The following is a 25,148-nucleotide window of genomic DNA, read 5'->3' on the forward strand; positions in this document are numbered from 1 at the left end:
GATCAGGCCGCCGGCCTCGCAGGGGCCGGCGCCGCTTGAGCAGGACGGGCGGGCGCCGCGGGTCGGTTCCCGCCCGTTTTCTGTCTGATGTTGGCCTTCATGGCCGTGACCCAGCCGTTGAAGGTGTCGACGCCCGCCGCCAGGGCCGCGAAATCACCGGCCGACGTCGCCCCGCCCATGCCGTCCAGGCCGTCCAGCGCGATCCTCAGACCATCGGCGCTTCGCGCCCGCGCCACGAAGGGCTGATAGTTGCGCGACAGCCGCGCCAGGGCGCCCGCGTCCCGGCCCAGGGAATAGCCGATCCCGGCGCGCAGCAGCCGCGCCTCTTCGTCCGGCGTCAGGGCCGTGGCCGTGTCCTTGTAGCGATCGCCCAGCCGCGCCTCATACAGGGCCGCCGCCTCGCCCCATTTCTCCTGTTTCCAGAAGACGTCGGCCCGCACCTCGCGCGCCGCCGGGCTGTTGTCGTTCTCCAGCAGCTCCAGCGCGTGGTCGAACCGGCCCAGGTCCATCAGCGCCCGCGCCTCCAGCGCCCGGCGCTCGGCGTTCATGGCCGTGGGCAATAGGGTGGTGCGCGATCCCCACAGGGCCTGCAACGCCGCCTCGGGCTGGCGGTCCATCAGATAGACGGCGGCCAGATCGGTCGCCACCTGGGCCTTGGCCACGCCCTCCAGCCGGTTGTCGACCTGGTATTTCAACAGTTCCGCCGCCTGTTTCAGCAGGTCGACGTCGATCAGCCGCCGCGCCAGGCGCCGCACCATCTCGTCGCCGTCCGCCCCGATCGGGGTCAGGTCGCGGAAATCGTAGAACAGGGCCAGGGCCTGGATCGGCTGCAAGCCGTCGGCCGTCCCGTCCAGGAACAGACTCTTGAACGCCTCGTTCAGATCGGTCTGGATTTCGGCGGCGCCCGGCAGTTGGGCCATCCGCTTGCCCGCCCCGCGCAGGGCGTCCAGCGCCTCGCGGTACCGGCCCTGCGACAGATACAGACTGCCCAGGGTGCGGATCACCGCCAGTTCGGTCGCATCGCCGCGCCAGCGCCATTTCAGCGATTCCAGCTCGGCCGCCGCCGCGTCGGGCTTCATCGTCCCCTTGGCCAGACCGATGCGCACCAGCCCCAGCTTGGCGGGGGTCGCGATCCCGTCCAGCGGCGCGCGCGCCACCGCCTGATAGACCCGCACCGCGCGATCCGTCTGGCCTTGCAGTTCAAACATCCGCGCCTGCACCAGCCGCGCCGACAACTGGTCGGCCGCCGAGGCGTTCTGGCTGAAACTATAGTCCAGCAGCGAAGCCGCCGCGGTCATGTCCCCGGTCTCCAGCGCCGCCAGGGCGTGGGCCGCGCCGAACCGCGCCCGCCATTCGGCCGGGAAGTCGTCGATCACCCCGGCGCCGGCCGTGAAGGCCTGGCGCGCGCCGGCCCAGTCGCCGTGCTCGGCGGCGATATAGCCCAGCCACACCTTGGTCGCCGGATCGCCCGCCACCGAGGCGCCCGAGAAGTCCGCCTGGGCCTCGTCCAGCCGCCCGATCTGGGCGCGGGCCGCGCCGCGCAGGCCGCGCACCTCCGGTTCGCCCAACATGTTGGGCGCCGTCTTGACCAGGGCGTTCAGCACCCCGATCGCCTCATAGGCCAGGCCCGAGCCGATCAGAAACCGGGCCAGGGCCAGCCGCGCCTCGACCGGCGCGCGCGGGTCCTCGCCCGCCTTGGCCGTCTCCTCGGCCGCCTTGGCCTGAAGGTCGCGATAACGGGTGGTGAAGCCGCCGTCGGCCGGCGCCGCCCACTCGGCCAGGATCAGGCCCGGATGCGGCGCCTTCTTGGGCGCATGGTCTTCGGCCGCCGCCGCCTCCAGCGCCGCCGACGGCGCCGACAGGGTCAGGCCCCCCGGCCGGTTCAGGGTCACCAGATCGCCCTCGGCGGCGATCGTCAGATTGTCGGCTCGGCTTTCGATCGCCAGGCCCTGGGCGGTCGGCAACAGGGTCAGGTCCACCGTCTCGCGCCGGTCGGCGAACCCCTTGCCGGGGGCCAGGGCCGTCACCGCCGCGAAGCGGTCGCCGACCATGGGATCGGTCAGCCACACCGTCCGCGTCGCCCCGGCCATCCGCGCCACCAGGGCGTTGGTCCCCTGGTCGTCGCGCACCACCTCGACGCCCCCGGCCGCCTGGGACGCGCCGCCGATGGTCACCTTCCAGCCGTTGCCGTCGGCCACGGCCGCGACCGGCAGGTTCTCGGCCGCCTTGACCCGCACCACGGTGTAGTCCGGTCCCGCCGCCCAGTGGGCGCTCTCGGCCGGACCCAGGGCCTTGGCCCCGCTCAGGTCCATGCGCGCGGCCGTGTCGAAGACGATCCACACTGCCTCGCCGCGCCGGAACACCGCCGCCCCCACGGGCGCGGTCCAGTCGAAGCTCAGCACCACCCGGTCGGCGGCCGCCACGGCGCGCACCGGGGCCACGCGTGCGGTCTCGGCGGCGACCTCGGGTGCGGCCGGGGCCTGTTCGGGCGAATAGAGGTTCAGCCACACCGCCCCGTCGGCATTGCCGGTGCGCGCATCGGCGCCCTCGGCCAGGGTCAGGACCAGTTCGGTCGCGCCCTGCACGGCGCGGGTCTCGACCGCGGTCACCCCCTTGGGCGGATCGACCTTCAGGCGCGACACGTCGGGCGCGGCCGTCGAACCGATGCGCACGATCACCGCCTGACCCTCGCGCCGGATGCGCGACCGGGCGCCGATGACCCCGGCGAACTCCACGCGGGTGAAGCCGGCGTTGGCCCCGACGCGGATCTCGATCGGGTCGCCGGAGGACGCCTGTTCCTGGGCCAGGGGCGCCATCGGCGCGAACACGACCGCGCCGGCCGCGGCGGCGGCCACGGTCGACTTCAGAAAGCGCTTGCTGGAACGAGGGCCGGACATTCGCGCGCACCCTCACGCGCGCGCCCTTTCATCGCGGTTAACGCCCGTTCACCGTGACCCGCCTGCGACAAAGACGACGCTTGCGCGCACGGCCCTTCGGGCCGACATCCCGACCATGTCCGATCCCGCCTGGCCGCCGCTGAACACCTTGAAGACGGGCCTGGCCTGTCGCTGTCCCCGTTGCGGCCAAGGGCCGCTGCTCAAGGGCTTTCTGACCATCCGCGAGTCCTGCCCGAAATGCGGCCTGGACTACGGCTTCGCCGACCCGGCCGACGGCCCGGCCTTCTTCGGCATGAGCCTGGTCGGCGTCATCGGCATGGTCGCCTTCATGGGCTTCGAGTTCACGGTCCATCCGCCGGTCTGGGTGCATATGGTCGTCACCCTGCCGTTGCTGACCCTGGGCTGTCTGGCCGTGCTGCGGCCGTTGAAGGGCTGGCTGGTGGCCGAGCAATACATCCACAAGGCCGAACAGGCCCAGTTCTCCAGCGTCGGCGGCCACGGCGAAGGCTCGCCCTGGAAGACCCGACGCAAGTCCTAGGCGTCCTCGGCCTTCGCCTCGCCCAGCGCGCCCAACAGGGTCTCGCGCCCGGCCGGATTGACCGCCGCCCAGGTCACCACCGCCAGGACCAGCGGCGCCACCGACAGCGCCAGATAGCGGCCGACGATGGCGATCTGGGCCGCCATCGGGTTCAGCGGTTCGCCGACCAGGCGGCTTCCGCCCGGCTGGGTCGCCAGGGCCGGGTTCAGCATGGGCGCGATCTCGCCCCACACCACCGCCGCCACCGACAGCAGGAACAGCGCCACGATCACCCCGACGCCGATCAGGGCGGCCCGCACCGGCCGATCCGTCCGGGGCGGCGCGATCATGAAGGCCGCGAACAGCGGCACGCCCAACAGCAGCCGTTTCACCACCTCGTGCGGCAAGCCATAGACATAGTCGCGGCCGTTCTGGACGATGTTGACGCCGATGTCCCAGCCGCCGTCGGCGCGCGCGCCGATCTCGCCGTTCATGCCGAACAGCCGCAGGACCAACGCCGCGATCGGCCGCAACGCCGCCGCCGCCAGGTCCGCCCCGACCCACCACCACAGGGGCAACAGCACGATCAGCGCGCCCAAGGCCCACAGGCCGAACCGGCGCCGGGCCTCTTCCTCGGGCGTCTTGGCCCGGATCGCCTCGCGCCAGCCGCTCATGACGCGGTCCCTTCCGAAGCGGCCTTGGCCTCGGCCGCCTTTCGGCCCTGCCGCTCCTGCCAGCGCGTCCAGAAGAAGAAGATAAGAAGCCCCTCCAGCCCGATCATCGCGTCCCACACATAGGCGTGGAAGAAGTCGAACAGGTGCTCGGACCCGCGCGACAGGTACAACAGGCTGATGATCCGGCCCAGATTGACCACTTGCAGGGCCAGCACCCCGACCGCGGCCCCGATCAGCCCGTCCCGCAGCCGCCCCGGAAACGCCAGTATGGCCGCCACCAACAGGGCGCAGACCTCCACCGCATTGCACCCGGCCAGCACCTGAACCGCGCCGCGCCCGTCATTGAACCGCAGGATGTCGCCCTCGGCGACCACGCGGCTGTCGAACGGCGCGATCAGCGCGGCCGACAGATCGACCAGCATCCGCGTGAACGGCTGGGTGAACCCCTTGTCCGCCCACGGCGTCGCCAGGACGCTGAACAGCGCCAGCGCCACGATGCCGAAGGTCAGCAGATATTTGACCCCCGGATTGGCCAGGAATTTTTTCAAGATCACCCCCCGCGCCCGTCAAAGCGGAAGCTTATGGCGACCCCGGCAGGACTCCAACCTGCGACCTCGGCTTTAGGAAAGCCTTGCTCTATGCGGCTGAGCTACGGGGCCACGTGGGGGCGGACCTAGCGGCTGGCGCGGCGTTCGCCTAGCCCCTTCCGCATCACATCGAATTCGATTGTGGTTAATCGAGCTTAAGATACAATATCTTGTAGGGAACAAATCCCGAATCGGGCCGTGTCGGTGATTCGGTCCTGATTCGTTTCGCGCCTGTTCCGCGCCTTCGCCGCCCGCCGTTAACCGCCCCGACGCCGCTTGAGCAAACGCTCGGGAATCGCCACCTTGTCCCGTGTCATGAGCGACCGTTCCCCCGGCCTGGCTCCTTCGCGCGTCACCGCCGTGCTGGGACCGACCAACACCGGCAAGACCCACCTGGCGGTCGAGCGGATGCTGGGTCATGCCTCGGGCATGATCGGCCTGCCGCTGCGGCTGCTGGCGCGCGAGATCTATGAGCGGATCGTCGTCCGCCGGGGCGCCGCCGCCGTGGCCCTGATCACCGGCGAGGAGAAGATCGTCCCGCCGCGCCCGGCCTATGTCGTCTCGACCGTCGAGGCCATGCCGATGGAGCGGTCGGTCGACTTCCTGGCCATCGACGAGATCCAACTGATCGCCGACCCGGAACGGGGCCATGTCTTCACCCAGCGCCTGCTGCACGCGCGCGGACGGTTCGAGACCATGTTCCTGGGCGCCGGAACCGCCGCGCCCCTGATCCGGCGGCTGGTCACGGACGTCGAGGTCGTCACGCGCGACCGGTTGTCGAACCTGGCCTATGCCGGGTCCAAGAAGCTGACCCGCCTGCCTCGACGCAGCGCCATCGTCGCCTTCAGCGCGGAACAGGTCTACGCCATCGCCGAGCTGATCCGCCGCCAGAGGGGCGGCGCCGCCGTGGTCATGGGCAGTCTGTCGCCCCGCACCCGCAACGCCCAGGTCGCCCTGTTCCAATCGGGCGAGGTCGATTTCCTGGTCGCCACCGACGCCATCGGCATGGGGCTGAACATGGACGTCGACCATGTCGCCTTCGCGGGCTTGCGCAAGTTCGACGGCCGCCGCACCCGCTGGCTGCACGCTCATGAGATCGGCCAGATCGCCGGTCGCGCGGGCCGCCATCTGCGCGACGGAACCTTCGGCGTCACGGGCGAGGCCGAGGATCTGGACCCCGATCTGGTCGAACAGGTCGTGGAGCATCGCTTCGATCCGCTGGAGGCGGCCCAGTGGCGCAACGCGCGGCTGGATTTCGACACCCTGCCCGACCTGTTGCGCTCCCTGACCGTCCAGCCGGACGTGCCCGGCCTGACCCTGACGGCCGAATCGTTGGACGAGACCCTGTTGCGCCGCGCCGCCGCCGACCCGGACATTCAGAAGATCGCCCGCTCGCGCGGCGCCGTCATGCGGTTGTGGGAGACCTGCCGCCTGCCGGACTTTCAGAAGACCACCCCCGACGAACACGCCCGCCTGGCGCGCGACATCTTCCAGGCCCTGACCGGTCGACGCGGCCGCCTGACCCACGATTGGTTCGCCGCCCGTTTCAAGGACCTGGACCGCGACGACGGCCAGATCGACCAGTTGTCGGCGCGCCTGTCGGGGGTGCGAACCCTGGCCTATATCGCCGCCCGCCCCGACTGGCTGGACCGGCCTCAGGAATGGCGCGAGGCCGCCCGCGCCCTGGAGGACCGGCTGTCCGACGTCCTGCACGAACGGCTGACCGCCCGCTTCGTCGACCGCAAGACCACCGCCCTGATGCGCGCCCTGAACGATCGGCCCGATCTGGGAACCGAGGTCGGCGACGACGGCGCGGTCCTGATCGAGGGCGCCAGCGTCGGCCGTCTGGACGGCGTCCGGTTTGCGCCTGAGGCGGGCGGTTCGGCCCTGGCCGACCGCGCCCTCCGCGCCGCCGCCGTGCGCGCCGTGGGACCCGAGGTGGCCCGCCGCCTGGGCCGCCTGGCCGCCGACCCGGACGAGGCCTTCTCCATCACGGCCGACGGCGGCGTCTTGTGGCGCGGCGCCCTGACGGCTCAGATCGCGGGCGGCGATCCTTTTTCGCCACGCATCCGCCTGCTGGGCGACCTGGGACCGGAACCGGCCCGCGAGCGGGCGCGACGGCGCATCGAGACCTGGCTGACGGCCGAGGCGGGCCGCGCCCTGCGCCCCCTGGCCCGCCTGCGCCGCGCGATCGAGGACGGCGCCTTGAAGGGTTTGGCGCGCGGCGTCGCCTTCCGCCTGATCGAGGCGGGTGGCGTCACCGGCCGCGCCGGGCTGGATCGCGATCTCGCCGCCCTCAGCCAGGCCGAGCGGCGCGCCCTGAAGCCGTTCGCCGTGCGCATCGGCGCCTTCGCCGTCTGGCTGCCCGCCGTGCTCAAGCCCCGCGCCCTGATCCTGGCCCAAGCCTTCGTCCCCGCCCTGCCCGGTCCCGCCTTGCCCGGCCAAGGGCTGATCCGCCTGTCCGATCCCGCCCCGTCCGAGCGCGCCCTGTCGGCCCACGGCCGCCTCGCCGCCGGACGCTGGGCCGTGCCGGTCGAGACCGCCGAGCGTCTGGCCGTCCTGCGGACCGAGGGCGGGGGCCGCCTGTCCGACGCCGCCCTGGCCGAACTGGGCTGGACCGAAAGCCAGGCGAAAGAGATCCTGACCGCCCTGCGCCCCACGCGCCGTCAGCAACCGGACAAGCCCGGCCTGCCGGTCGTCTTGTCGCGCCCCGACAGCCCCTTCGCCGCCCTGGCCGACCTGACTCGGCCCGACACGCCCGCGCGCCGCGCGCCGCGCCGTCACCGCCGCAAGGCCGCCGCGAGGTCCGATGGCCGGTCCTGAAACCTGCCGCATCGACGTCTGGCTGTGGCGCGCGCGCTTCGCCAAGACCCGCGTGATCGCCGCCGCCCTGGTCGAGGCCGGGGCGGTGCGCCTGACCCACCAGGGCCGCCAGAGCCGCCTGGACAAGCCCAGCCGCGCGGTTCACCCCGGCGACCTGGTGCTATTCGTCGTGAACGGCCGCCTGACCGAGGTTCGCGTCGAGACCCTGGGCGAACGGCGCGGCCCGGCAAGCGAGGCGCGCGCCCTCTATGCCTTGATCCCGTCCTCCGGGGAGACCCGGAGTTGACACCGGCGGCCTCGCGCCGCATCTCCCCCGGCACTCCCCGCCGTGACCGGTTTCGCCGCCCCCGTCCCAAGTTCCATGACCTACATCGTCACTGACGCCTGTGTGCGCTGCAAATTCATGGACTGCGTCGAGGTGTGTCCGGTCGACTGCTTCTATGAGGGCGAGAATTTCCTGGTGATCGCGCCGGACGAATGCATCGACTGCGGCGTCTGCGAGCCGGAATGCCCCGTCGACGCCATCAAGCCCGACACCGAGGACGAGCCGGACGGCAAATGGCTTCAGGTCAACGCCGAATACGCCAAGGTCTGGCCCAACATCACGGTCAAGGGCACGCCCCCCGCCGACAAGGAGCAGTTCGAGCGCGAAACCGGCAAGTTTGAAAAGTATTTCAGCGAGAAGCCCGGCAAGGGGTCCTGACGCGACCGCGGGGCTTTCGCGGCAGCGGATTCCGGCGTCGGACCAACTGACGCTGTGGATGTTTTGAAATTCCGCAAATTTGTGATAGGTTCTTATCTATTGGATCGGGCGGATCGGGAATTCCCGCGCCGCCCGTGTTTGCGACAGAACTCCGCCCATGCAGGCGGGGTCGGCCAGAGGTTCGGTGATCCGTTTCCACGTTTGAAGGTCAGACTGCTCTCACCCGGCCGCATCGCCGGGCGAAGCCGTGTCGCCTTCTCCGGGGGTTCGTCTCGCCGTCCGTCCTGCGCCAGAAAGGACTGAAGACATGACGAGCAAGAGCGGTCTGGAATTCAAGGTTGGCGACGCGGTCGTCTATCCGGCGCACGGCGTCGGCAAGGTGGCGGCCATCGAGACCCAGGAAGTCGCCGGCATGTCGCTGGAGGTCTATGTCGTGACCTTCGACCACGAGAAGATGACCCTGCGCGTCCCGACCAAGAAGGCCAAGACGGCCGGTCTGCGCACCCTGGCCGGCGAAGACGTCGTGACCAAGGCCCTGACCACGCTGAAGGGCCGCGCCCGCATCAAGCGCACCATGTGGTCGCGCCGCGCCCAGGAATACGAAGCCAAGATCAACTCGGGCGACCTGATCTCGATCGCCGAGGTGGTCCGCGACCTGCACCGCGCCGACAGCCAGCCGGAACAGTCCTATTCGGAGCGCCAGCTCTATGAATCGGCGCTGGACCGCATGGCCCGCGAAGTCGCCGCCGCCAACCGCATCGACAAGGACGCCGCCGTCGAGCTGCTGGCCAAGTCGCTCAGCGCCAAGAAGCCGATCGTCGCCGCCGCCGAAGCGGCCTGATCCTTCTCAAGGCTCCAGACGAACGAAAGGCCCGGACATCACTGTCCGGGCCTTTTGCTTTTCCCCCTCCCCATTTCATGGGGAGGGGGACCGCGAAGCGGTGGAGGGGTTCTCCCCCTCACCCTCAGGGCCTCAGAAATACTCGGCGTTCGCCGGGCACTGGGCCGCCAGACGGCGCGCCGTGATGCTGGCCGGGATATAGGGCGTGCCGCGCGAGAGCTGGGCGCCGCCCCGGAAGGTGAAGGTCTCGGACGTATAGGGACCGTTCAGCCGCACATTGACCCGCCGTCCCTTGTGGTCGGTGCAGGTCCCCTCGAAACGGGCGTTGCCGTTGCCGACCACGCGCACCGGATAGACGCATTGCCATTTCCGCGTCGACAGGCCGCCGAAGAAGCGGTTGATCTCGCTGGGGCGGACGCATTTGGTCTCGGTGTCGCGCACGCCCAGCACGCTGGTCGTATAGGTCCAATAGCCCGGCTGAGGCTGGTCGTTGGTCTGGCTTCCGGCCACGCCCGGCGCGGCCAGCACGGCGGCGCCGACGGCCAGGGGGGCGATCATGGCGACGGCGCGGGTCAGGGACTGGATGCTCATCTTGGGTCTCTCGATCCTGAAGCTCATGGGCTATAGCGTTAGAAGGTGGCGGTTGAACGACGGCTGAACAAGCTTTCCGGCCCGCTGGCGCCTTGACCCGGCCCCGGCCTTTCGACTATACGGCCCCCTCTCGCGCGGGACCCGTCTCCCGCGCGCTTCCGTTTCATGCGTTCCGACGGGACGCAAGCCCAAGGATCTGACGATGTCGCGTCGTTGCGAACTCACCGGTGTCGGCCCGATGGTCGGCAATTCGGTCAGCCACTCGAACATCAAGACCAAGCGCCGCTTCCTGCCGTCGCTGAAGTCGGTGAAGGTGACCTCGGACGCCCTGGGTCAGACCTTCTCGCTGCGCATCTCGAACGCCGCGCTGCGCACCCTGGATTTCAAGGGCGGCCTGGACGCCTTCATCGTCAAGGCCCGCGACGAGCAGCTCTCGGTCGCCGCCCAGCGCATCAAGCGCCAGGTCAAGGCCAAGCTGGCCGAACAAGCCGCCGCCTGATCCAGGCGACGCAGCCCAACTGAACGAGGCCGGTGGAGACACCGGCCTTTTTCTTTTTGATCCTCCCCCATCGGGGGAGGGGGACCGCCAAAGGCGGTGGGGGGAGCCTCCCATCCACCGGCGCTTGCGGCTTGCCCCCTCCATCACTTCGTGGTCCCCCTCCTCCGTTCGCTTCGCTGGGGGAGGACGATGACCCGCGATCAGATGTTCGCCTGCGCCCTCGAACAGCCGGGCGCCGAGGATTCGACCCTGCACGGCGGCCGCTGCGTGCGGGTGCGCGGCCACTGGATCGTCAATGAATCGCGCGAGGCCGACGCCCTGGCTCTGGCCCTGGACCTGGAGACCCTGGCCTTCCTGATGGAGACCGAGCCGGAGACCTATTTCCAGACGCCCCATTATCAGGGCTGGCCCGCCGTGCTGGTGCGCTACACCGTCGCCGACGACGATCGGCTGCGCGAACAGATCGAAAAGGCCTGGGCGCGCCGCGCGACCATGGCCCAGCGCCGGGCGCGCGGCCTGGCCTGAGCCGGGATTACAAACTCGCAACTTTTGCGGCGCTTTCTCGGCCGATAGTCTGGGCGCGACATCCCCCAGTGAAAGCCGCGTCATGGTCCGTCGTCTTCTGGTCTCCGCCTCCGTCCTGGTTCTGGCCGCCTGCGCCACCGCCCCGGCCGTCGCTCCGGCCCCGGCTCCGGCCGCGGCTCCGACGCCCGACCCCGCGGCGCCCGTCTCGACGCCCTTCACCCTCAGCACCGGTTCGCCGCGCACGCCCGAGCAACTGGCGATGCGGTTCGACAAGGCCGATCTCAGCTTCCGCATTCATCCCGATACGAAGACCATCGACGGCCTGGCGGTGCTGGACTTCACCGCCGTCGCTCCGCTGGACGCCCTGGTCGTGGAGCTGGACACCGTCCTGCCGATCTCTCAGATCGTCGTCGACGGCCGCGCCCTGCGGCCTGACCAATGGTCCAATCCCCAGGGGCGGCTGACCATTCCCCTGGCCCAGACCCTGCCCGCCGGGCGGTCGACCAGCGTGCGCATCGCCTATTCCGGCGCGCCGCACCGGGCCGTGCGCGCACCGTGGGACGGCGGCTTCGTCTGGGCGGCCACGCCCGACGGCAAGCCGTGGATCGCCACCGCCGTCCAGGGCGAGGGCTGCGACCTGTTCTGGCCCTGCATCGACCACCCCCAGGGCGAACCGGCGCGCGTCGATCTGCACGTCACCGTGCCGTCCGACCTGTCGGCCCCGTCCAACGGCCGCTTCCTGGGCAAGGTCGATCACGGCGACGGCTGGACCACCTGGAATTGGACCACGCGCGATCCCGACACCTATGCGATCACCCTGGCCGTCGGTCCCTATGTCGAGCTGAGCGACAGCTACGCCAGCCGGTTCGGCGACCGGTTCCCGCTGCATTTCTGGCATCTGGCCTCGGACGACCCGGTCAAGGCCCGCGACCTGTTCGCCCAGTTCGCGCCCATGCTCGACTTCTATGAGGCGACGGTCGGTCCCTTCCCCTTCCGCGACGAGAAGATGGGCGTGGTCGAGACCCCGCACCTGGGCATGGAGCACCAGACCATCAACGCCTACGGCAACGGCTATGCGTTCGACGGCAAGGGCTATGACTGGCTGCTGCAACACGAGCTGGCCCACGAATGGTTCGGCAACCAACTGACCAATGCCGACTGGGACGACATGTGGCTGCATGAAGGGTTCGGCACCTATATGCAGCCGCTCTACGCCCGCTGGCTGCACGGCGACCGGGCCATGGAGAGCGAGCTTCAGGCCATGCGGTTGCGGCTGGCCAATCGCTTCCCCCTGGTCTCGGGTCAGAGCCACACCTCCGGCGAGGTCTATGAAGGAACCGTCGGGCCGGGCCAGGACATCTACGGCAAGGGCGCCCTGATCGCCCATACCCTGCGCCTGCTGATCGGCGACGAGGCCTTCTGGAGCGCCGTGCGCACCAGCGTTTACGGTCGCCCCGACCCGCGTCCCGGCAATTTCCGCCCGCGCTACGGCACGACGCCCGAGTTCATCGCCAATGCCGAGCGCGCCTCGGGCCGCGACCTGGGCTGGTTCTTCGACGCCTATCTGTACAACGCCGCCCTGCCCGAGCTGCGCATGGTCCGCGACGGCGACCGGGTCAGCCTGTCCTGGATCACGCCGTCAGGCCGCCCCTTCCCCATGCCGGTCGAGGTCGAGATCGACGGCCGTGTCCAGACCCTGGCCATGACCGACGGCCGGGGTGAGCTGACCGCCGCACCCGGCGCCCACATCCTGTTGGACCCGCGCAACCGCGTGCTGCGCCGTCTGCCGCACGTCGAACAGTTTCAGGACTGGCAGAAGGCCGAGGCCGAGCGCCGCCGTGCGGCCCAGGCGGCGGCGCGAACCACCTCGAACTAGACCTCAGGCCGCCGCGCTCAGGGTCGGCAGGGCGCGCACCGCCTCGCGTCCATGAGGCGTGGCCGCCAGCACCCGCGCCAGGGCGGCGAAGTCCACCGGCTTGTCGACATAGGCGTCGGCGCCCGCCGCAAAGCCCGAGGCGTGGTCTTCCGGCCGGGCCGAGGCCGACAGCACCGCCACCGGCGTCTCACGGTTCGGCCCGTCGCCGCCGCGCAGCGCCCGCGTCGCCGTCAGCCCGTCCATGACCGGCATGTTGACGTCCATGATGATGATGTCGAAAGCCGCCTCGGCCGCCGCGTCCAACGCCTCGCGTCCGTTCTCGGCCATGGCGCAGGCATGACCCATCGAGGTCAGCCAGGCTTGCAGCACCATTCTGTTGACCGGATGGTCCTCGACCACCAGCACGTTCAACGGCCCGGCCGTGGTCTCGACCGCCGCGTCCGCGCGTTCCGTGATCGGCGTCGCCTCCCAGCTCTCGACATCGACGTCCAGCGACAGGGTGAAGGTCGATCCGGCCCCCGCCGCCGACGTCAGGGCGATGTCCCCGCCCAGAAGCTGGGCCAGCTTGCGGCAGATGCTCAGCCCCAGGCCCGTGCCGCCATAGCCGCGCGTCGAAGAGGCGTCGACCTGGGTGAAGGGCTGGAACAGCTTGCCCTGATCGGCCTCGGCTATGCCCACGCCGCTGTCCGCCACGGCGAAGTCCAGCCGCGCCCGCGTCTCGCCGATCCTGCGCCCGCGCACGGTCAGCTCCACCTTGCCCTCGGGCGTGAATTTCACCGCATTGCTCAACAGGTTCTGCACGATCTGGGCGACGCGCAGGGCATCGGTGTTCAGCCGGTGCGGCAGTTCGCCCACGCGCGTGACCTCGAAATCCAGCCCCTTGGCCGCCGCCTGGGCCTCGAACGGTCCCACGCTGCGTTCGACCAGATCGGCCATGGAGGTCTCGGCCGCGTCGATCTCTATCCGCCCGGCTTCGATCTTGGCCAGGTCCAGGATGTCGTTCAGCAGCACCAGCAGGCTCTCGCCCGACCGGCGGATGATGGAGACATAATTCTGTTGCGCCTCGCCCAGGCGGGTCGTGCTTTCCAGCAGTTGGGCCGCGCCCAGGACGCCGTTCATCGGCGTGCGCAGTTCGTGCGACACCACCGCCAGGAAGTTCGACTTGGCGTCCGAGGCCGCCCGCGCCTGTTCGCCCGCCACCACCAGCGCCGCGATCAGCTCGGCCTGGCGGGCGTTGATGGCGGCCAGTTCATTGTCCTTGATCTCGGTGATGACCACCTTGATCAGCAGGGCCATGGCCATGACCGGCCCGATGGCCAGCACCGTCAGCATCCCCGGCTGGCCCCACAGGCTGGCCACGATGATGGCGACCGTCAACGTATAGGGCATGGAGACGATCATCGCCTCGCGCGAATTGGCCCGCATCTGGGTGAAGACCAGGGTGTAGCCGGCGCACAGCAGGGCGATGGCCAGCATGCCGCCGAACGTCCCGCCCATGAAGAAGCTCAGCAACGGCGCCCCGGCCCAGCAGGCGCCCGATATGGTGGCGACGATCAGCTTGACCCGCGCGTGCCGTTTCGGGTCCGTCATCTGAATCCGGGTCTCGGCGATGGTTCGTCCCACGCCCGACACGGTCGCCACGACGTACCAGATCGCGGCCCAGTGCCACGGCACGGTGGTCAGCAAGGCCAGGCCCCACGCCCCGATGACCCAGTAACGCAGATGGCCTATGGCCATGATCCGATGGAAGAAAGGCGTCTTGTGCGCCCGATCCGCGGGCGGGGCGCCCGCCCTGTCTGTCGTCGTCGTCGCATCCGTCATGCACGCCTCCCCCCGCTCCCAGGCCGGTGACGTTGGGGAAGAGGCTCTAAGATATGATGAAAACGCCGGTTCCTGAACCAGAGTCCGCCTCTACGGCTCCAGCTCGATGTCCCAATAGAGGTAGTCGAGCCAGCTCTGGTGCAGATGGTTGGGCGGAAAGCGGCGCCCCGCTTCCTGAAGCTGCCAGGCGCTGGGCTGGTGCGGTCGGCGTCGGATCGGCATGCCCGCCTGCTGGGGCGTGCGTCCGCCCTTGCGCAGATTGCAGGGACCGCAGGCGGCGACGATATTGTCCCAGGACGTGCGCCCGCCCCGGCTGCGCGGAATGACGTGGTCGAACGTCAGCTCGGCCGAGTGGCCGCAGTACTGACAGGCGAAACCGTCGCGCAGGAAGACGTTGAAACGGGTGAAGGCCGGCTGCCGGTCCTGTTCGACATAGCGGCGCAGGGCGATGACGCTGGGCAGCCGCATCTCGATCGAGGGCGACCGCACCACCCTGTCGTAACAGGACACCACGTCCACCCGGTCCTGCCAGACCGCCTTGACCGCCTCCTCCCACGGCCAGATCGACAGCGGGTAATAGGACAACGGCCGAAAGTCGGCGTTCAGCACCAAGGCCGGAAAACCGCCGTGAGGACGCGCGTGGCCCTGCATCAGAGCCTCCGCCTCGGAATGTGCGACGCGACAGGACTGAAGACACGCTCCCCCTTGTCTAGCGGGAAGAGCCTACGCCTGATTCGACGTCGGGACCATGACGCTCAATTCGCCCGCCCCGGAAAGCCCGGCAGGCTCCAGCCCCAGGCCAGCGCCCCGGCCCTCAGGCCGAACCCCGCCGTCGCCGCCGTGATCGCCGACGGCCAGGGCGGCAGGTCGAAAGCCCGCATCACCACATACAGCGTCGCCGCCAGCAGGGCCGCCGACACGGTGATCTCGCGCCGCAGCAGGATCGAGGGCTGGCCCGCCAGCAGGTCGCGCACCACCCCGCCGAAACAGGCCGTCAACGCCCCCATGACAATGCAGATCAACGGCGCCGCACCCGCCGCCTCGGCCTTGGCGGCGCCCATGACGCCATAGGCGCCCAGGCCCAGCGCATCCAGCCACAGCAGCAGCCGGAACCGCCACGGCCGCGCGCCCAACAGCCACACCGCCGCCGCCGCCGCCAGACAGACGGCGATATAGCGCCAGTCCTGCACCCAGAAGACCGGAACCCCGATCAACAGATCCCGCACCGTCCCGCCCCCGACGCCGGTGATCGCCGCGAAGAAGGCGAAGGTGACCAAGTCGTGCTTCTCGCGCGCGGCGGCCAGGGCGCCGGTCGCGGCGAACACGGCCACCCCGGCGTAGTCCAGGGCGCCGAGCACGGTTTCGGGATCGGTCAGGGCGGGGTCGACCAGAGGCGTCGTCATGCGGCCTCCTCTAGCATGATCTCCCCGCGCTTCACCCCGCCGTACCAGCCCCACAGCAGATGCGCCGCCACCCCGCGATGGGGACGCCACGCCTCGGCCCGGGCATAGGCCTGTTTCTCGGTCGGACGCGCCGGAGTCCCGTCGGCCCAGCGCAGGGCCTCCTGCAAGGCCACGTCGCCGCCGGGAAAGACATCCGTCCGCCCTTCGCAGAACATCAGATAGGTCTCGGCCGTCCAGCGGCCGACGCCCTTGATCGCCGTCAAGGCCGCCACGGCCTGGTCGTCGCTCAGCGCCTGCATCCGCTCCAGGTCGATCCGGCCCTCGACCTGGGCCAGGGCGATCTCGCGCCCGTATTTCGCCTTCTGTCCCGACAGGCCCCAGCCGCGCAGGGTCTCGACCTCGTGCGCCAACAGGGCCTGCGGCGTCATCTCGCCCAAGCCCGCCTCGACGCGTCGCCAGATGGCGGCCGCGGACGCCGTCGACACCTGCTGCTCCACGATCATGCGCAACAGGCCCTGAAAGCCGCCGGGCCTGGCCCGCCATTCAAACACGGGCGTCCGCTCATGCGCCTGGGCCAGGGCCGGATCGGCCCGGACCAAGGCCGCGCGCGCCGCGGCCAGGGCTTTCGCGTCTGGGATGGTCTTGGACATGGTTTCGGAATCGACAGGTTTTTGATGGCGCTTTAGCGTCTGGGCATGACCACCCTGGACGAAATCCTGGCGCCGATCACCTCGGCCGAGTTCTTCGCGGACTATCACGACCGAAAACCGCTGTACGTCCCGGCCGAAGGCGGGGGTTCGCCCGCCCGCCGTCCGCTGGACTGGGCCGGTTTCAACGCCCTGCTCGATCAGGCTTCGATCTGGAACGCGGCCCATCTGCGGCTGTACAAGGACGTCACCCGCATCCCCGAGACCGACTATTGCAACCGCGTGCCGACCCAGGACGGCCAGGTGACGCTGCGGCCCTCGCCCGCCAAGGTTCAGGTCTGTCTGGCCGACGGCGCCAGCCTGGTCGCCAATGAGGTCCAGTTCCTAAGCCCCAGGATGGCGGCCGTCGCCGACGTTCTGTCGCGGCGGTTCGCGGCCCTGGTCGGGGCCAATGTCTATTGCTCCTTCCACGGGGTGCGGGCCTTCGGAACCCATTTCGACAGCCACGACGTCTGGGCCTTCCATCTGGAGGGCGAAAAGGTCTGGCGGGTCTATCAGAACCGCGCCGACAACCCGCACGTCTTCCCGCCGGACTCGCCCGAGGCGCGCCGCTGGGTCGAAGCCACGCGCGGCCCGGTGATGCACGAGATCCGCATGAAGCCCGGCGACCTGCTGTATCTGCCGCGCGGCTGGTACCACGACGCCCTGGCCGACGGCGGAGCGTCGCTGCACCTGACCTATTCCGTCACCCCGTTGGACGGGCGCGCCCTGTTGGGCGTTCTGGCCCAGACCCTGGTTCAGGATTCGGCCTTCCGCGCCTTCCTGCCGCCCGCCCATGCGGATGACGGCCAGGCCCTGGCCGCGCATCTGGCCGACCTGGCCCGCCGCCTGGCCGATCAGGTGTCCAGTCCGGCCATGCTGGAAGAGATGATGGCCGCCCAGGCCCGGCTGTCGCCGCGCATCGCGCCCTATGCCCTGCCCCAGGCGCCGGTGCTGACCTTCTATCGCGTCACCGGCCTGCATCACCCCATCCCGCCTGGTCCCATGGCCGCGCCGGTGCGCTGGATGTTCGCCCAGCCGGCCTTCGCCGTCGAAGACCTGCTGGCCGAGTTCGAGGGCCACGATCCCGATCGGCTGCGCCAGACCGTCGAGGGCGCGGTCAAGGCCGGCGCCCTGGCCCGCGTCCCATGACCCCCGTCGCCTGAGTGTTCGCCACCCGTTTCGCCCCGTCGCCGACCGGCCGTCTGCACCTGGGCCACGCCTTTTCGGCCCTGACCGCCTGGTCTGCGGCCAAGGCGGCGGACGGCCGCTTCGTCCTGCGCATCGAGGACACCGACTTCACCCGCTGTCGTCCCGAGTACGAGGCTGGAATTCACGAGGACCTGGCCTGGCTGGGCCTGGACTGGGAGACGCCCGTGCGGCGTCAGTCCGAGCATCGCCCCGCCTATGACGCCGCCCTGGAGACCTTGCGCGGCCAGGGCGTCCTCTATCGCTGCTTCCGCACCAGGAAGGAGCTGATGGCCTTGGCCGGCGCGGCGCCGCACGGCGACGATCCGGCCGACGCCCAGGCCTTTCGCGGCGGTCCCGCCTCGCCGGACGAAGAGGCCGAACGCCTCGCGCGCGGCGAGGCCTTCGCCTGGCGCCTGTCGCTGGGCGCGGCCGAGGATCGTCTGGGCGGCTTCGACCGCCTGACCTGGACCGAAGAAGGGCTGGAGCCGGGCCTTCGTCGCGCCGCGCCGCAAACGCTTGGCGACATGGTGGTGGGGCGCAAGGACATCGGCGCCGGCTATGTCGTCGCCTCGGTGGTCGACGACGCGGCCCAGGGCATGAGCCACATCGTGCGCGGCGTCGACCTGGCCCCGGTCACCTCGGTCCAGCGCGTGCTTCAGGCCCTGCTGGACCTGCCGACGCCGATCTATCGCCACCACCGCCTGATCCTGGGTCCCGACGGCCGCCGCCTGGCCAAGCGCGATCAGGCCGCGACCCTGACCGACCTGCGCGAACGCGGCGTGACGGCGGCGCAGGTGAAGGCCCAACTGGGTTTCCCTTCCCCCTGAAGACAGCGCGGGATACAGCCGCTTCATGTCCTCACGCGCACGCGCCCTCGCCGTTCTGCTGGTCGCCGCCTGCGTTCTGGGGCTGGCGCCGATCCTGGTGCGCCTGACCGAGACCGGCCCGGCCGCCGCCGGTTTCTGGCGTTTCGTCCTGGCCCTGCCGTTGCTGTTCGTCCTGGCCGCGCGGCCAACCGCCGAGGGGACGAAAGCCGGCGTGGGCCGACCGTCGAAATGGATGCTGCTGGCGGGTCTGTTCTTCGCCCTGGATCTGGGCTTCTGGCACTATGGGATCGTCATGACCTCGGTGGCCAACGCCACGGTGCTGTGCAACCTGACCCCCGTCGTCGTCACCCTGTTCGCCTGGCTGGTGCTGAAGGAGCGGCCGGGCCGCCTGTTCGTGGCCGCTCTGGTCCTGGCGCTGCTGGGCGCTTTCGCCATGGCCGCTGGCGCGAACGGCCGACAAGGCTCCAACCCCCTGCTCGGCGATCTGTTCAGCCTGTCCGTGGCGGTCTGGTACTCGGGCTATTTCCTGGCGGTCCAGCGCGCCCGCACTTCAGCGGGAGCGATGCGCGTCACCTTCTGGGCCACCCTGGTCGGCGCGCCCCTGCTGGGCGGACTGGCCCTGATCCTGGGCGAGGACATGATCCCCGCCACCGCCGCCGGCTGGGCCGCCTGCGTCGGTCTGGGCGTCATGCACGTGTTCGGCCAGGGCGGCGTGGCCTGGGCGTTGGGCCGTCTGCCCGCCTCGGTCACGGCTGTGACCATCCTGATCCAGCCGATCGTCGCCGCCCTGTTGGGCTGGTGGGTCTTCGGCGAGACCCTGACCCCCATTCAAGCCGCCGGCGGCGCCCTGGTCCTGGCCGCCGTCGTGCTGGCCCAACGGTCACGACAGGCACCCGCACCACAGCCCGCCATGACCTGACGCACCGACTCGCGCATAGCCGCGCCCTCAAGCCGTAAACCGCCGCGCGGCGAGCATTAGGGCCAACAAAAAAGAAAAGCCCGGGATCGCTCCCGGGCCTTTCAATTCTCAAAGCCTGAAGGGCCGCTTAGCCGATCAGCTTCAGGTCCACCGCCGCCGTCTTGCCGCGCTGGGTCTCCAGCTCGTACTCGACCTTGGCGTTCTCATCGAGACCCGTGAGACCCGCCTTCTGAACGGCGGTGATGTGTACGAACACATCCGAGCCGCCGCCTTCGGGCTGGATGAAACCAAAGCCCTTGGTGGGGTTGAACCACTTAACCGTGCCGGTCGCCATGTCTGCGTCTCCGTAAACGCGCTTTCCAGGCGGGCGTCCCTCGGGATCGCCCGTCAGCCCAACTGGACAAGCTCGTTCGGTAGAAAGAGCGAAACGCGGCCGTTGGGCCGCGTCGTATCCGGACTGCGGCGAAGTTCTCGCCTGTGATTTGTGGACGGTCAACAGCAAAGCGTTCGCTCTTCAGGCGAACATGGTTACCGGCGTCAGGCGCACAGGCCGCGCGGCGAACCGTCCAGATGCAGATGATCCTGGTGGGCGGCGTTGTAGTCCGGCGTCAGCACGGTGGAGAAGACGCGGCAGGCGCCGTCGCGAACGCGCTTCAGGAACCGCGCCCCGTCGGTCCCGGTCTCGCCCCGTCCGTCCCAATCGCCCGCGATGCTGATCGTGCGCCCGTCCTCCAGCCGCAGGGCCGAGACGTCCAGCGCATTGGCCCGCGCATGTTCGCTGGGCCGGTCGCTGACCTCGGTCGAACCGTTGATGCGGCGGCAGGAATAGGTTCCGTAATTCTCCACCCGCGACACGCGCGATCCGAACGTCGCCTCGGCCGCCGGTTGCAGCACCTGCCGGTCCCAGATGACGTAGCGCACCGCCAGCGGGCACTGCATGGTCAGCCCGCCGGGGCTGAGCGGCGTCACCGCCCCGCCGGTGATGCGAACCGCGCCACGCACCACGCAGAAACCGCCGTCGTCGCGATCCGGCGCGCGCTCCACCTGCACGCCCGCCTCGCGCAGCACCTGGATGCAGGCGTCGGTCGTCGCCGCCACCTCTTCGGCCGCGGCGCTGCGGGCCAGTTCAAAGTCGGCCACCTTGGCCGCCGTGGCCGCGCCCACCGGCCGGTTCAGGTCCAGCGGCTTCCACGGCAGGTCCTGATGCGGCGCGAACAGGTTCAACAGGGCGAAGGCCGCGCACAGGCCCAGCCCCAACTCCCACATCAGATTCCAGAAATCGGCGAAATCGCGATCCATCGACGGTCAGCCTTAACGGTCTGACGCGGTTCGGCAAGGCGCGGCGGCGGTCAGGCCGTGCGGGCGACGATCAGTTGACGGATCAGCGGAACCGCCGCCGACCGGCCCTCAAGCCCGCCGTTGGACAGCACGAAGAAACCCAGACCCTTGTCCGGCGCGGCCACGGCGATCGCGTGCCACAGGGTGTTGGACCCCTCATGGGCGATGGTCGTCGTTCCGCCCGCCCAGGTCTCGGGCCGCGTGATCCAGCCGCGCGCATAGGGCTGTCCCTCGCGCGGCGTGATCAGGCCGCGCACCCCTTCGGCCGACAGCCAGGCCTGCTCGCCGCCGATCATGACCTGCAGCCAGCGGGCATAGTCGTACAGCGTCATGTGCGCCGTCCCGGCCGGACCCAGAATCGGCGGATTGTCCGCCCACGGCGTCGTCGGATCGACCGCGACCCGCGCCTCGGGCGGTCCCTGATGGCCCCAGACGTTGCCCAGGCCCGAGGCGTCGTGCACCGGTGCGCCCAGCCCGGCACCGGACAGGCCCAGAGGCCTGAAGACCTCGTCGACGATGACCGCTTCCCACGGCCGCCCGGTGATCCGCTCGATGGCGGCGCCCAACAGCACATAGTTGACGTTGCCATAGGCGAACCGCCCCGGCGTTCCGCCCGGCGGCCGGCCCAGGGCCATCGCAGCCTGGGCCGCGCGCTGGACGACCACCGGCCGCGTGTCGGCCCGCGCCGCCATCGGCAGAACCAAGGCCGTCTGATCGCTCAGCCCCGCGACATGCCGCGCCAGGTCGTCCGGCGTGGCCGCGGCGAAGGCCGGATCGATCGTCACCCCCGTGAAGATGTCCGACAGCGGCGTCGCCCAGTCGGCCAGGCCGCGTTCGACCAGGCGCGCATAGGCCGCCGCCGTCATGGCCTTGGTGTTCGAGCCGATGTGCCAGCGGTCCTGGCTGGTGGCCGCTTCATCGGCGCCAACCCGCCGCACTCCGCCCACGCCCGACCATTCCAGCCCGCCCGACGTCACGATCCCGGCCGCCATCGCCGGCGGCGCGCCCGGCGTCGCCAGGGCCGCATTCAGGGCGGCATTCAGGGCGGCGTCAGGTCCATCGGCCCGCCGCGCCCAGCTCGGGGTCGCGACGGCGGCGGCGACGGCGCCGACCAGGGCGCGACGGTTCAGCCGGATCATCGAATTCGCCCGTTTCATGAGGTCCAGCCCTACCGCGCCGCCGACGAGCGGTCATCTTACAAGCGGTTCAGCTTGCACGCCGCATCTGGACCCGCCCGCGTCCCGGCGGCAACATGGGATCATGAGCAAATCCGACGACTATGAGACCGAGCTGGAACGGCTGCAGATCCAACTGGTCGAAACCCAGGCCTGGGCCATCGAAACGGGCCTGCGCATCCTGATCCTGTTCGAGGGCCGCGACAGCGCGGGCAAGGACGGCGCGATCAAACGCATCACCGAATACATGGCCCCGCGTCAGACCCGCGTCGTCGCCCTGCCCAAGCCGACCGAGCGCGAAACCGGCCAGTGGTATTTCCAGCGCTACGTTCCCCATCTGCCCGCCAGGGGCGAGGTCGTGATCTTCAACCGCTCCTGGTATAATCGCGGCGGGGTCGAGCCGGTCATGGGCTTCTGCACGCCCGCCCAGCACGAACAATTCCTGCACGACGCCCCAGGGTTTGAGCGGATGCTGACCGACGACGGCGTCATCCTGATCAAGTTGTGGCTCGACATCTCCAAGGATGAACAGGCCAAACGCCTGGCGGCGCGGATCACCGACCCCTTGAAACGTTTCAAGACCTCGCCCCTGGACGCCGAGGCCCAGAAGCGCTGGGACGCCTATTCCGCCGCCCGCGACGGCATGCTGGCGCAAACCCACACCGACCCGGCCCCCTGGACGGTCGTCGCCACCGACAAGAAGAAGAAGGCGCGGCTGAACATCATCCGCCACATCCTGCACCGGCTGAACCGCCCGGGCCTGCAAGCCGCCCAACCCGATCCCGACATCGTCTTTTCGGCCGACCAGGCCAAGGGCCGTCTGGCGGCCTGAGCGCCTGATCCGACCCCCGCCGCGCCCGCGACGAGGGTCGGGAAGCGGGACCTCAGACGGCCTTGCGCGCCGACCGCGGCAGGTCGTAGCGGTCGGCGTTCATCACCTTGACCCAGGCGGCCACGAAGGCCTTCATGAACCTTTCGCCCGCGTCGGCCGAGGCATAGACCTCGGACAAGGCCCGCAGTTGAGCGTTTGAGCCGAACACCAGATCGGCCCGCGTGGCCGTCCAGCGCGCCGCGCCGGTGGCGCGATCGGCGCCCACGAACACCTCTTCATCGGCGCCGTCGGCCGCCGTCCACGCCGTGCCCATGTCCAACAGGTTGACGAAGAAGTCGTTGCTCAACATGCCCGGACGGTCGGTCAGGACGCCGTGCCTCGATCCGCCGTGGTTGGCGCCCAGAACCCGCAGGCCGCCGACCAGCACCGTCATCTCCGGCGCCGTCAGCCCCAGAAGCTGGGCGCGATCCACCAAAAGATCCTCGGTCGGCACGTTGAAGAGCGTCGACAGATAGTTGCGGAAGCCATCGACCCTAGGCTCCAGCACGGCGAAGCCCTCGACATCGGTCTGGTCCTGAGAGGCGTCGGTGCGGCCGGGCGTGAAGGGAGCCTCGACGGCGTGGCCGGCGGCCTTGGCCGCCTGCTCGATCCCGACCGAGCCGCCCAGAACGATCAGATCGGCGATGGAGACATTGGTCCCCGACGCAGTCTGGATGTCCTCATAGGCCTTCAGCACCTTGGCCAGCTTGGCCGGTTCATTGACCGCCCAGTCCTTCTGGGGCGCCAGCCTCAGTCGCCCGCCGTTGGCGCCGCCGCGATGGTCCGACCCGCGATAGGTCGACGCCGAGGCCCAGGCCGTCGAAATCATCTCGGCCGTCGACAGGCCCGAGGCCGCGATCGCCGCCTTCAACGCCTTCACCTCGGCGTCGCCGATCATCGGCCCGCTGCGTTCCGGGATCGGGTCCTGCCAGATCAGATCCTCTTCGGGCGTATCGGGACCCAGGTAGCGGGCCTTGGGACCCATGTCCCGGTGGCACAGTTTGAACCAGGCCCGGGCGAAGGCGTCGGCGAAATAGGCCGGATCGGCGCGGAACCGCTCCATGATCTGGCGGTAGGCGGGGTCGATCTTGAACGCCATGTCGGCGGTCGTCATCATCGTCGGCACGCGCTGGCCCGACGCATGGGCGGCCGGGGCCAGGGTCTCGGGCGGATTGCCGACCGGCTGCCACTGTTTGGCGCCCGCCGGGCTGCGGACCAGTTCGTAGTCGTGGTCCAGCAGCATGTCGAAGAAGCTCATGTCCCAGGTCGTCGGCGTCGGCGTCCAGGCGCCCTCCAGGCCCGAGGTGATGGCGTCTCCGCCCACCCCGCTGGCGTGAGCCGAGATCCAGCCCAGGCCCTGCTGGGCCATGGCGGCGGCCTCGGGCGCGGCGCCGACCTTGGCCGCATCGCCCGCGCCATGCGCCTTGCCGAAGGTGTGGCCCCCGGCGGTCAGGGCGGCGGTCTCTTCGTCATTCATGCCCATGCGGGCGAAGGTCTCGCGGATGTCGCGGGCCGAGGCCAGGGCCTCTGGCACGCCGCCGGGACCTTCCGGGTTGACGTAGATCAGACCCATCTGGATCGCCGCCAGCGGCGCCTCCAGCGTCAGGCCCTTGTCCGGCTGGATGCGGGTTTCATTGCCCGGCTCGCCGACCCACTGTTGCTCGGCGCCCCAATAGACGTCCTTCTCCGGCTCCCACACGTCGGCGCGGCCGCCGCCGAAGCCGAACACCGGCCCGCCCATCGATTCGATGGCGACGTTTCCGGCCAGGATCAGCAGATCGGCCCAACTGATGGCCGCCCCGTATTTCTGCTTGATCGGCCACAGCAGGCGCCGCGCCTTGTCCAGATTGCCGTTGTCGGGCCACGAGTTCAGGGGCGCGAACCGCTGTTGCCCCGCGCCCGCTCCGCCGCGCCCGTCGGCGGTGCGGTAGGTGCCCGCGCTGTGCCAGGCCATGCGGATGAAGAAGGGTCCATAGTGGCCGTAGTCGGCCGGCCACCACGGCTGGCTGTCGGTCATCAGGGCCGTCAGGTCGCGTTTCAGCCCGTCATAGTCCAGGCTCTCGAACGCCTTGGCGTAGTCGAAGTCCTGGCCCATCGGGTCGCCCGACTTGCCCTGCTGATGCAGGATGTCCATCGACAACTGTTTGGGCCACCAGTCCTGGTTGGTGCGGCCCAACAGGGTCCGCAGGCTGGCGGGGTCCTTCTTGGGGGCGTTGTTCGGGGCGGAAGCGCCTGTATTGCCGTCCATGGTCGATCCTCCTGAATTGTCATCTGCAGGTGAGGCTAGACCCGGACAGGAAACAGGGAAAATCGATTATAACTGCGCTTTGGATCAACTGAGGTTATGCATGCAGCGGCTGTGTCGGCCGCCGCATGCGGTCATG

Annotated in this window: 24 protein-coding genes and 1 tRNA gene; 12 read left to right on the forward strand and 13 right to left on the reverse strand. The window is 69.8% G+C overall.

The window, feature by feature from the left end; all coding sequences use genetic code 11:
• Window positions 1–2: 2 nt before the first annotated feature.
• Complete coding sequence (locus tag V7D63_RS03565) at window positions 3–2,897, reverse strand: tetratricopeptide repeat protein (RefSeq protein ID WP_333590879.1); 2,895 nt, start codon at window positions 2,895–2,897, stop codon at window positions 3–5.
• Between the two features lie 115 nt (window positions 2,898–3,012).
• Here V7D63_RS03565 and V7D63_RS03570 point away from each other — a divergent pair, with 115 nt between their 5' ends.
• The gene (locus tag V7D63_RS03570; protein ID WP_333590880.1) at window positions 3,013–3,435 is read left to right on the forward strand and encodes a DUF983 domain-containing protein; all 423 of its coding nucleotides are present in this window, start codon (window positions 3,013–3,015) and stop codon (window positions 3,433–3,435) included.
• Here V7D63_RS03570 and V7D63_RS03575 read toward each other — a convergent pair.
• The 3 genes from V7D63_RS03575 to V7D63_RS03585 all read right to left on the reverse strand — a co-directional run bounded on the left by V7D63_RS03575 (window position 3,432) and on the right by V7D63_RS03585 (window position 4,747).
• A complete protein-coding gene (locus V7D63_RS03575; RefSeq protein ID WP_333590881.1) occupies window positions 3,432–4,088 on the reverse strand; it encodes an exosortase H-associated membrane protein in 657 nt (218 codons plus the stop codon). The two genes, V7D63_RS03570 and V7D63_RS03575, sit on opposite strands and share 4 nt — an antisense overlap.
• Window positions 4,085–4,636 carry an exosortase H gene (xrtH, locus tag V7D63_RS03580; RefSeq protein ID WP_333590882.1) on the reverse strand — a complete coding sequence of 184 codons (552 nt, stop codon included), beginning with the start codon at window positions 4,634–4,636 and terminating at the stop codon, window positions 4,085–4,087. Before xrtH ends, V7D63_RS03575 begins: the two co-directional genes overlap by 4 nt.
• 34 nt (window positions 4,637–4,670) lie before the next feature.
• Window positions 4,671–4,747: transfer RNA gene (locus V7D63_RS03585), tRNA-Arg, on the reverse strand.
• A gap of 243 nt (window positions 4,748–4,990) precedes the next feature.
• On the opposite strand from V7D63_RS03585, the gene V7D63_RS03590 reads away from it, so the two are divergent.
• From V7D63_RS03590 to V7D63_RS03605, 4 genes are all read left to right on the forward strand, one after another.
• Window positions 4,991–7,498, forward strand: coding sequence for a helicase-related protein (locus tag V7D63_RS03590; protein ID WP_333590883.1), 2,508 nt, complete (start codon window positions 4,991–4,993; stop codon window positions 7,496–7,498).
• Window positions 7,485–7,784, forward strand: coding sequence for an RNA-binding S4 domain-containing protein (locus V7D63_RS03595; protein WP_333590884.1), 300 nt, complete (start codon window positions 7,485–7,487; stop codon window positions 7,782–7,784). The genes V7D63_RS03590 and V7D63_RS03595 overlap by 14 nt, the downstream gene beginning before the upstream one ends.
• Window positions 7,785–7,859: 75 nt before the next feature.
• Entirely contained in the window at window positions 7,860–8,201 is a 342-nt protein-coding gene (gene fdxA / locus V7D63_RS03600; RefSeq protein WP_183203309.1) for a ferredoxin FdxA, read from the forward strand.
• A 307-nt stretch (window positions 8,202–8,508) separates the two neighbouring features.
• The gene (locus tag V7D63_RS03605) at window positions 8,509–9,042 is read left to right on the forward strand and encodes a CarD family transcriptional regulator (RefSeq protein WP_333590885.1); all 534 of its coding nucleotides are present in this window, start codon (window positions 8,509–8,511) and stop codon (window positions 9,040–9,042) included.
• Window positions 9,043–9,174: 132 nt separating this feature from the next.
• Here the strand turns inward: V7D63_RS03605 and V7D63_RS03610 are convergent, their stop codons facing one another.
• Window positions 9,175–9,633: a DUF3617 domain-containing protein gene (locus V7D63_RS03610; protein WP_333590886.1), complete on the reverse strand. Its 459-nt coding sequence runs from the start codon at window positions 9,631–9,633 to the stop codon at window positions 9,175–9,177.
• A gap of 202 nt (window positions 9,634–9,835) precedes the next feature.
• Here V7D63_RS03610 and rpmB point away from each other — a divergent pair, with 202 nt between their 5' ends.
• From rpmB to V7D63_RS03625, 3 genes are all read left to right on the forward strand, one after another.
• Window positions 9,836–10,132, forward strand: a complete 297-nt coding sequence (rpmB, locus tag V7D63_RS03615; protein WP_333590887.1) for a 50S ribosomal protein L28 — start codon at window positions 9,836–9,838, stop codon at window positions 10,130–10,132.
• Between the two features lie 189 nt (window positions 10,133–10,321).
• Window positions 10,322–10,657, forward strand: a complete 336-nt coding sequence (locus tag V7D63_RS03620; protein ID WP_333590888.1) for an MmcQ/YjbR family DNA-binding protein — start codon at window positions 10,322–10,324, stop codon at window positions 10,655–10,657.
• 82 nt (window positions 10,658–10,739) lie between these two features.
• A complete protein-coding gene (locus V7D63_RS03625) occupies window positions 10,740–12,533 on the forward strand; it encodes a M1 family metallopeptidase (protein WP_333590889.1) in 1,794 nt (597 codons plus the stop codon).
• Between the two features lie 3 nt (window positions 12,534–12,536).
• On the opposite strand, the gene V7D63_RS03630 is transcribed toward V7D63_RS03625, so the two are convergent.
• From V7D63_RS03630 to V7D63_RS03645, 4 genes are all read right to left on the reverse strand, one after another.
• Window positions 12,537–14,270, reverse strand: coding sequence for an ATP-binding protein (locus tag V7D63_RS03630; RefSeq protein WP_333590890.1), 1,734 nt, complete (start codon window positions 14,268–14,270; stop codon window positions 12,537–12,539).
• Window positions 14,271–14,444: 174 nt separating this feature from the next.
• Window positions 14,445–15,005 (reverse strand): HNH endonuclease, encoded by a 561-nt coding sequence (locus V7D63_RS03635; protein WP_333590891.1) that lies wholly within the window; start codon window positions 15,003–15,005, stop codon window positions 14,445–14,447.
• A 104-nt stretch (window positions 15,006–15,109) separates the two neighbouring features.
• Entirely contained in the window at window positions 15,110–15,757 is a 648-nt protein-coding gene (locus V7D63_RS03640; protein ID WP_333590892.1) for a trimeric intracellular cation channel family protein, read from the reverse strand.
• Complete coding sequence (locus V7D63_RS03645; RefSeq protein ID WP_333590893.1) at window positions 15,754–16,407, reverse strand: DNA-3-methyladenine glycosylase family protein; 654 nt, start codon at window positions 16,405–16,407, stop codon at window positions 15,754–15,756. Before V7D63_RS03645 ends, V7D63_RS03640 begins: the two co-directional genes overlap by 4 nt.
• 45 nt (window positions 16,408–16,452) lie before the next feature.
• On the opposite strand from V7D63_RS03645, the gene V7D63_RS03650 reads away from it, so the two are divergent.
• Genes V7D63_RS03650 through V7D63_RS03660 form a run of 3 tightly spaced genes read left to right on the forward strand, consistent with a single transcriptional unit; the run spans window position 16,453 to window position 19,380 of the window.
• Window positions 16,453–17,595 (forward strand): JmjC domain-containing protein, encoded by a 1,143-nt coding sequence (locus V7D63_RS03650; protein WP_333590894.1) that lies wholly within the window; start codon window positions 16,453–16,455, stop codon window positions 17,593–17,595.
• A 14-nt stretch (window positions 17,596–17,609) separates the two neighbouring features.
• Window positions 17,610–18,461 (forward strand): tRNA glutamyl-Q(34) synthetase GluQRS, encoded by an 852-nt coding sequence (gene gluQRS / locus V7D63_RS03655; RefSeq protein ID WP_333590895.1) that lies wholly within the window; start codon window positions 17,610–17,612, stop codon window positions 18,459–18,461.
• 25 nt (window positions 18,462–18,486) lie between these two features.
• The gene (locus V7D63_RS03660) at window positions 18,487–19,380 is read left to right on the forward strand and encodes a DMT family transporter (protein ID WP_333590896.1); all 894 of its coding nucleotides are present in this window, start codon (window positions 18,487–18,489) and stop codon (window positions 19,378–19,380) included.
• Between the two features lie 127 nt (window positions 19,381–19,507).
• On the opposite strand, the gene V7D63_RS03665 is transcribed toward V7D63_RS03660, so the two are convergent.
• The 3 genes from V7D63_RS03665 to V7D63_RS03675 all read right to left on the reverse strand — a co-directional run bounded on the left by V7D63_RS03665 (window position 19,508) and on the right by V7D63_RS03675 (window position 21,857).
• Window positions 19,508–19,714 (reverse strand): cold-shock protein, encoded by a 207-nt coding sequence (locus V7D63_RS03665; protein WP_333590897.1) that lies wholly within the window; start codon window positions 19,712–19,714, stop codon window positions 19,508–19,510.
• A 203-nt stretch (window positions 19,715–19,917) separates the two neighbouring features.
• Window positions 19,918–20,679: an extensin-like domain-containing protein gene (locus V7D63_RS03670; RefSeq protein WP_333590898.1), complete on the reverse strand. Its 762-nt coding sequence runs from the start codon at window positions 20,677–20,679 to the stop codon at window positions 19,918–19,920.
• A gap of 50 nt (window positions 20,680–20,729) precedes the next feature.
• Window positions 20,730–21,857: a serine hydrolase domain-containing protein gene (locus V7D63_RS03675; RefSeq protein WP_333590899.1), complete on the reverse strand. Its 1,128-nt coding sequence runs from the start codon at window positions 21,855–21,857 to the stop codon at window positions 20,730–20,732.
• 121 nt (window positions 21,858–21,978) lie between these two features.
• Between V7D63_RS03675 and ppk2 the strand changes: the two genes are divergently transcribed.
• Complete coding sequence (gene ppk2, locus V7D63_RS03680) at window positions 21,979–22,725, forward strand: polyphosphate kinase 2 (RefSeq protein WP_333590900.1); 747 nt, start codon at window positions 21,979–21,981, stop codon at window positions 22,723–22,725.
• A gap of 52 nt (window positions 22,726–22,777) precedes the next feature.
• Here the strand turns inward: ppk2 and katG are convergent, their stop codons facing one another.
• Window positions 22,778–25,012 (reverse strand): catalase/peroxidase HPI, encoded by a 2,235-nt coding sequence (katG, locus tag V7D63_RS03685; protein WP_333590901.1) that lies wholly within the window; start codon window positions 25,010–25,012, stop codon window positions 22,778–22,780.
• Between the last annotated feature and the right edge of the window lie 136 nt (window positions 25,013–25,148).

The organism is Brevundimonas sp. (genome assembly GCF_036732845.1).
Classification (GTDB): domain Bacteria; phylum Pseudomonadota; class Alphaproteobacteria; order Caulobacterales; family Caulobacteraceae; genus Brevundimonas.

Coding starts and splice junctions, on each gene's coding strand:
- V7D63_RS03670 (WP_333590898.1), bottom strand. CDS start 20,679: ATGGATCGCGATTTCGCCGATTTCTGGAATCTGATGTGGGAGTTGGGG.
- V7D63_RS03570 (WP_333590880.1), top strand. CDS start 3,013: ATGTCCGATCCCGCCTGGCCGCCGCTGAACACCTTGAAGACGGGCCTG.
- V7D63_RS03590 (WP_333590883.1), top strand. CDS start 4,991: ATGAGCGACCGTTCCCCCGGCCTGGCTCCTTCGCGCGTCACCGCCGTG.
- fdxA (WP_183203309.1), top strand. CDS start 7,860: ATGACCTACATCGTCACTGACGCCTGTGTGCGCTGCAAATTCATGGAC.
- V7D63_RS03665 (WP_333590897.1), bottom strand. CDS start 19,714: ATGGCGACCGGCACGGTTAAGTGGTTCAACCCCACCAAGGGCTTTGGT.
- V7D63_RS03610 (WP_333590886.1), bottom strand. CDS start 9,633: ATGAGCATCCAGTCCCTGACCCGCGCCGTCGCCATGATCGCCCCCCTG.
- V7D63_RS03645 (WP_333590893.1), bottom strand. CDS start 16,407: ATGTCCAAGACCATCCCAGACGCGAAAGCCCTGGCCGCGGCGCGCGCG.
- V7D63_RS03625 (WP_333590889.1), top strand. CDS start 10,740: ATGGTCCGTCGTCTTCTGGTCTCCGCCTCCGTCCTGGTTCTGGCCGCC.
- V7D63_RS03640 (WP_333590892.1), bottom strand. CDS start 15,757: ATGACGACGCCTCTGGTCGACCCCGCCCTGACCGATCCCGAAACCGTG.
- V7D63_RS03595 (WP_333590884.1), top strand. CDS start 7,485: ATGGCCGGTCCTGAAACCTGCCGCATCGACGTCTGGCTGTGGCGCGCG.
- V7D63_RS03605 (WP_333590885.1), top strand. CDS start 8,509: ATGACGAGCAAGAGCGGTCTGGAATTCAAGGTTGGCGACGCGGTCGTC.
- V7D63_RS03565 (WP_333590879.1), bottom strand. CDS start 2,897: ATGTCCGGCCCTCGTTCCAGCAAGCGCTTTCTGAAGTCGACCGTGGCC.
- V7D63_RS03660 (WP_333590896.1), top strand. CDS start 18,487: ATGTCCTCACGCGCACGCGCCCTCGCCGTTCTGCTGGTCGCCGCCTGC.
- ppk2 (WP_333590900.1), top strand. CDS start 21,979: ATGAGCAAATCCGACGACTATGAGACCGAGCTGGAACGGCTGCAGATC.
- V7D63_RS03635 (WP_333590891.1), bottom strand. CDS start 15,005: ATGCAGGGCCACGCGCGTCCTCACGGCGGTTTTCCGGCCTTGGTGCTG.
- rpmB (WP_333590887.1), top strand. CDS start 9,836: ATGTCGCGTCGTTGCGAACTCACCGGTGTCGGCCCGATGGTCGGCAAT.
- V7D63_RS03630 (WP_333590890.1), bottom strand. CDS start 14,270: ATGGCCATAGGCCATCTGCGTTACTGGGTCATCGGGGCGTGGGGCCTG.
- katG (WP_333590901.1), bottom strand. CDS start 25,012: ATGGACGGCAATACAGGCGCTTCCGCCCCGAACAACGCCCCCAAGAAG.
- V7D63_RS03620 (WP_333590888.1), top strand. CDS start 10,322: ATGACCCGCGATCAGATGTTCGCCTGCGCCCTCGAACAGCCGGGCGCC.
- V7D63_RS03675 (WP_333590899.1), bottom strand. CDS start 21,857: ATGATCCGGCTGAACCGTCGCGCCCTGGTCGGCGCCGTCGCCGCCGCC.
- V7D63_RS03650 (WP_333590894.1), top strand. CDS start 16,453: ATGACCACCCTGGACGAAATCCTGGCGCCGATCACCTCGGCCGAGTTC.
- V7D63_RS03575 (WP_333590881.1), bottom strand. CDS start 4,088: ATGAGCGGCTGGCGCGAGGCGATCCGGGCCAAGACGCCCGAGGAAGAG.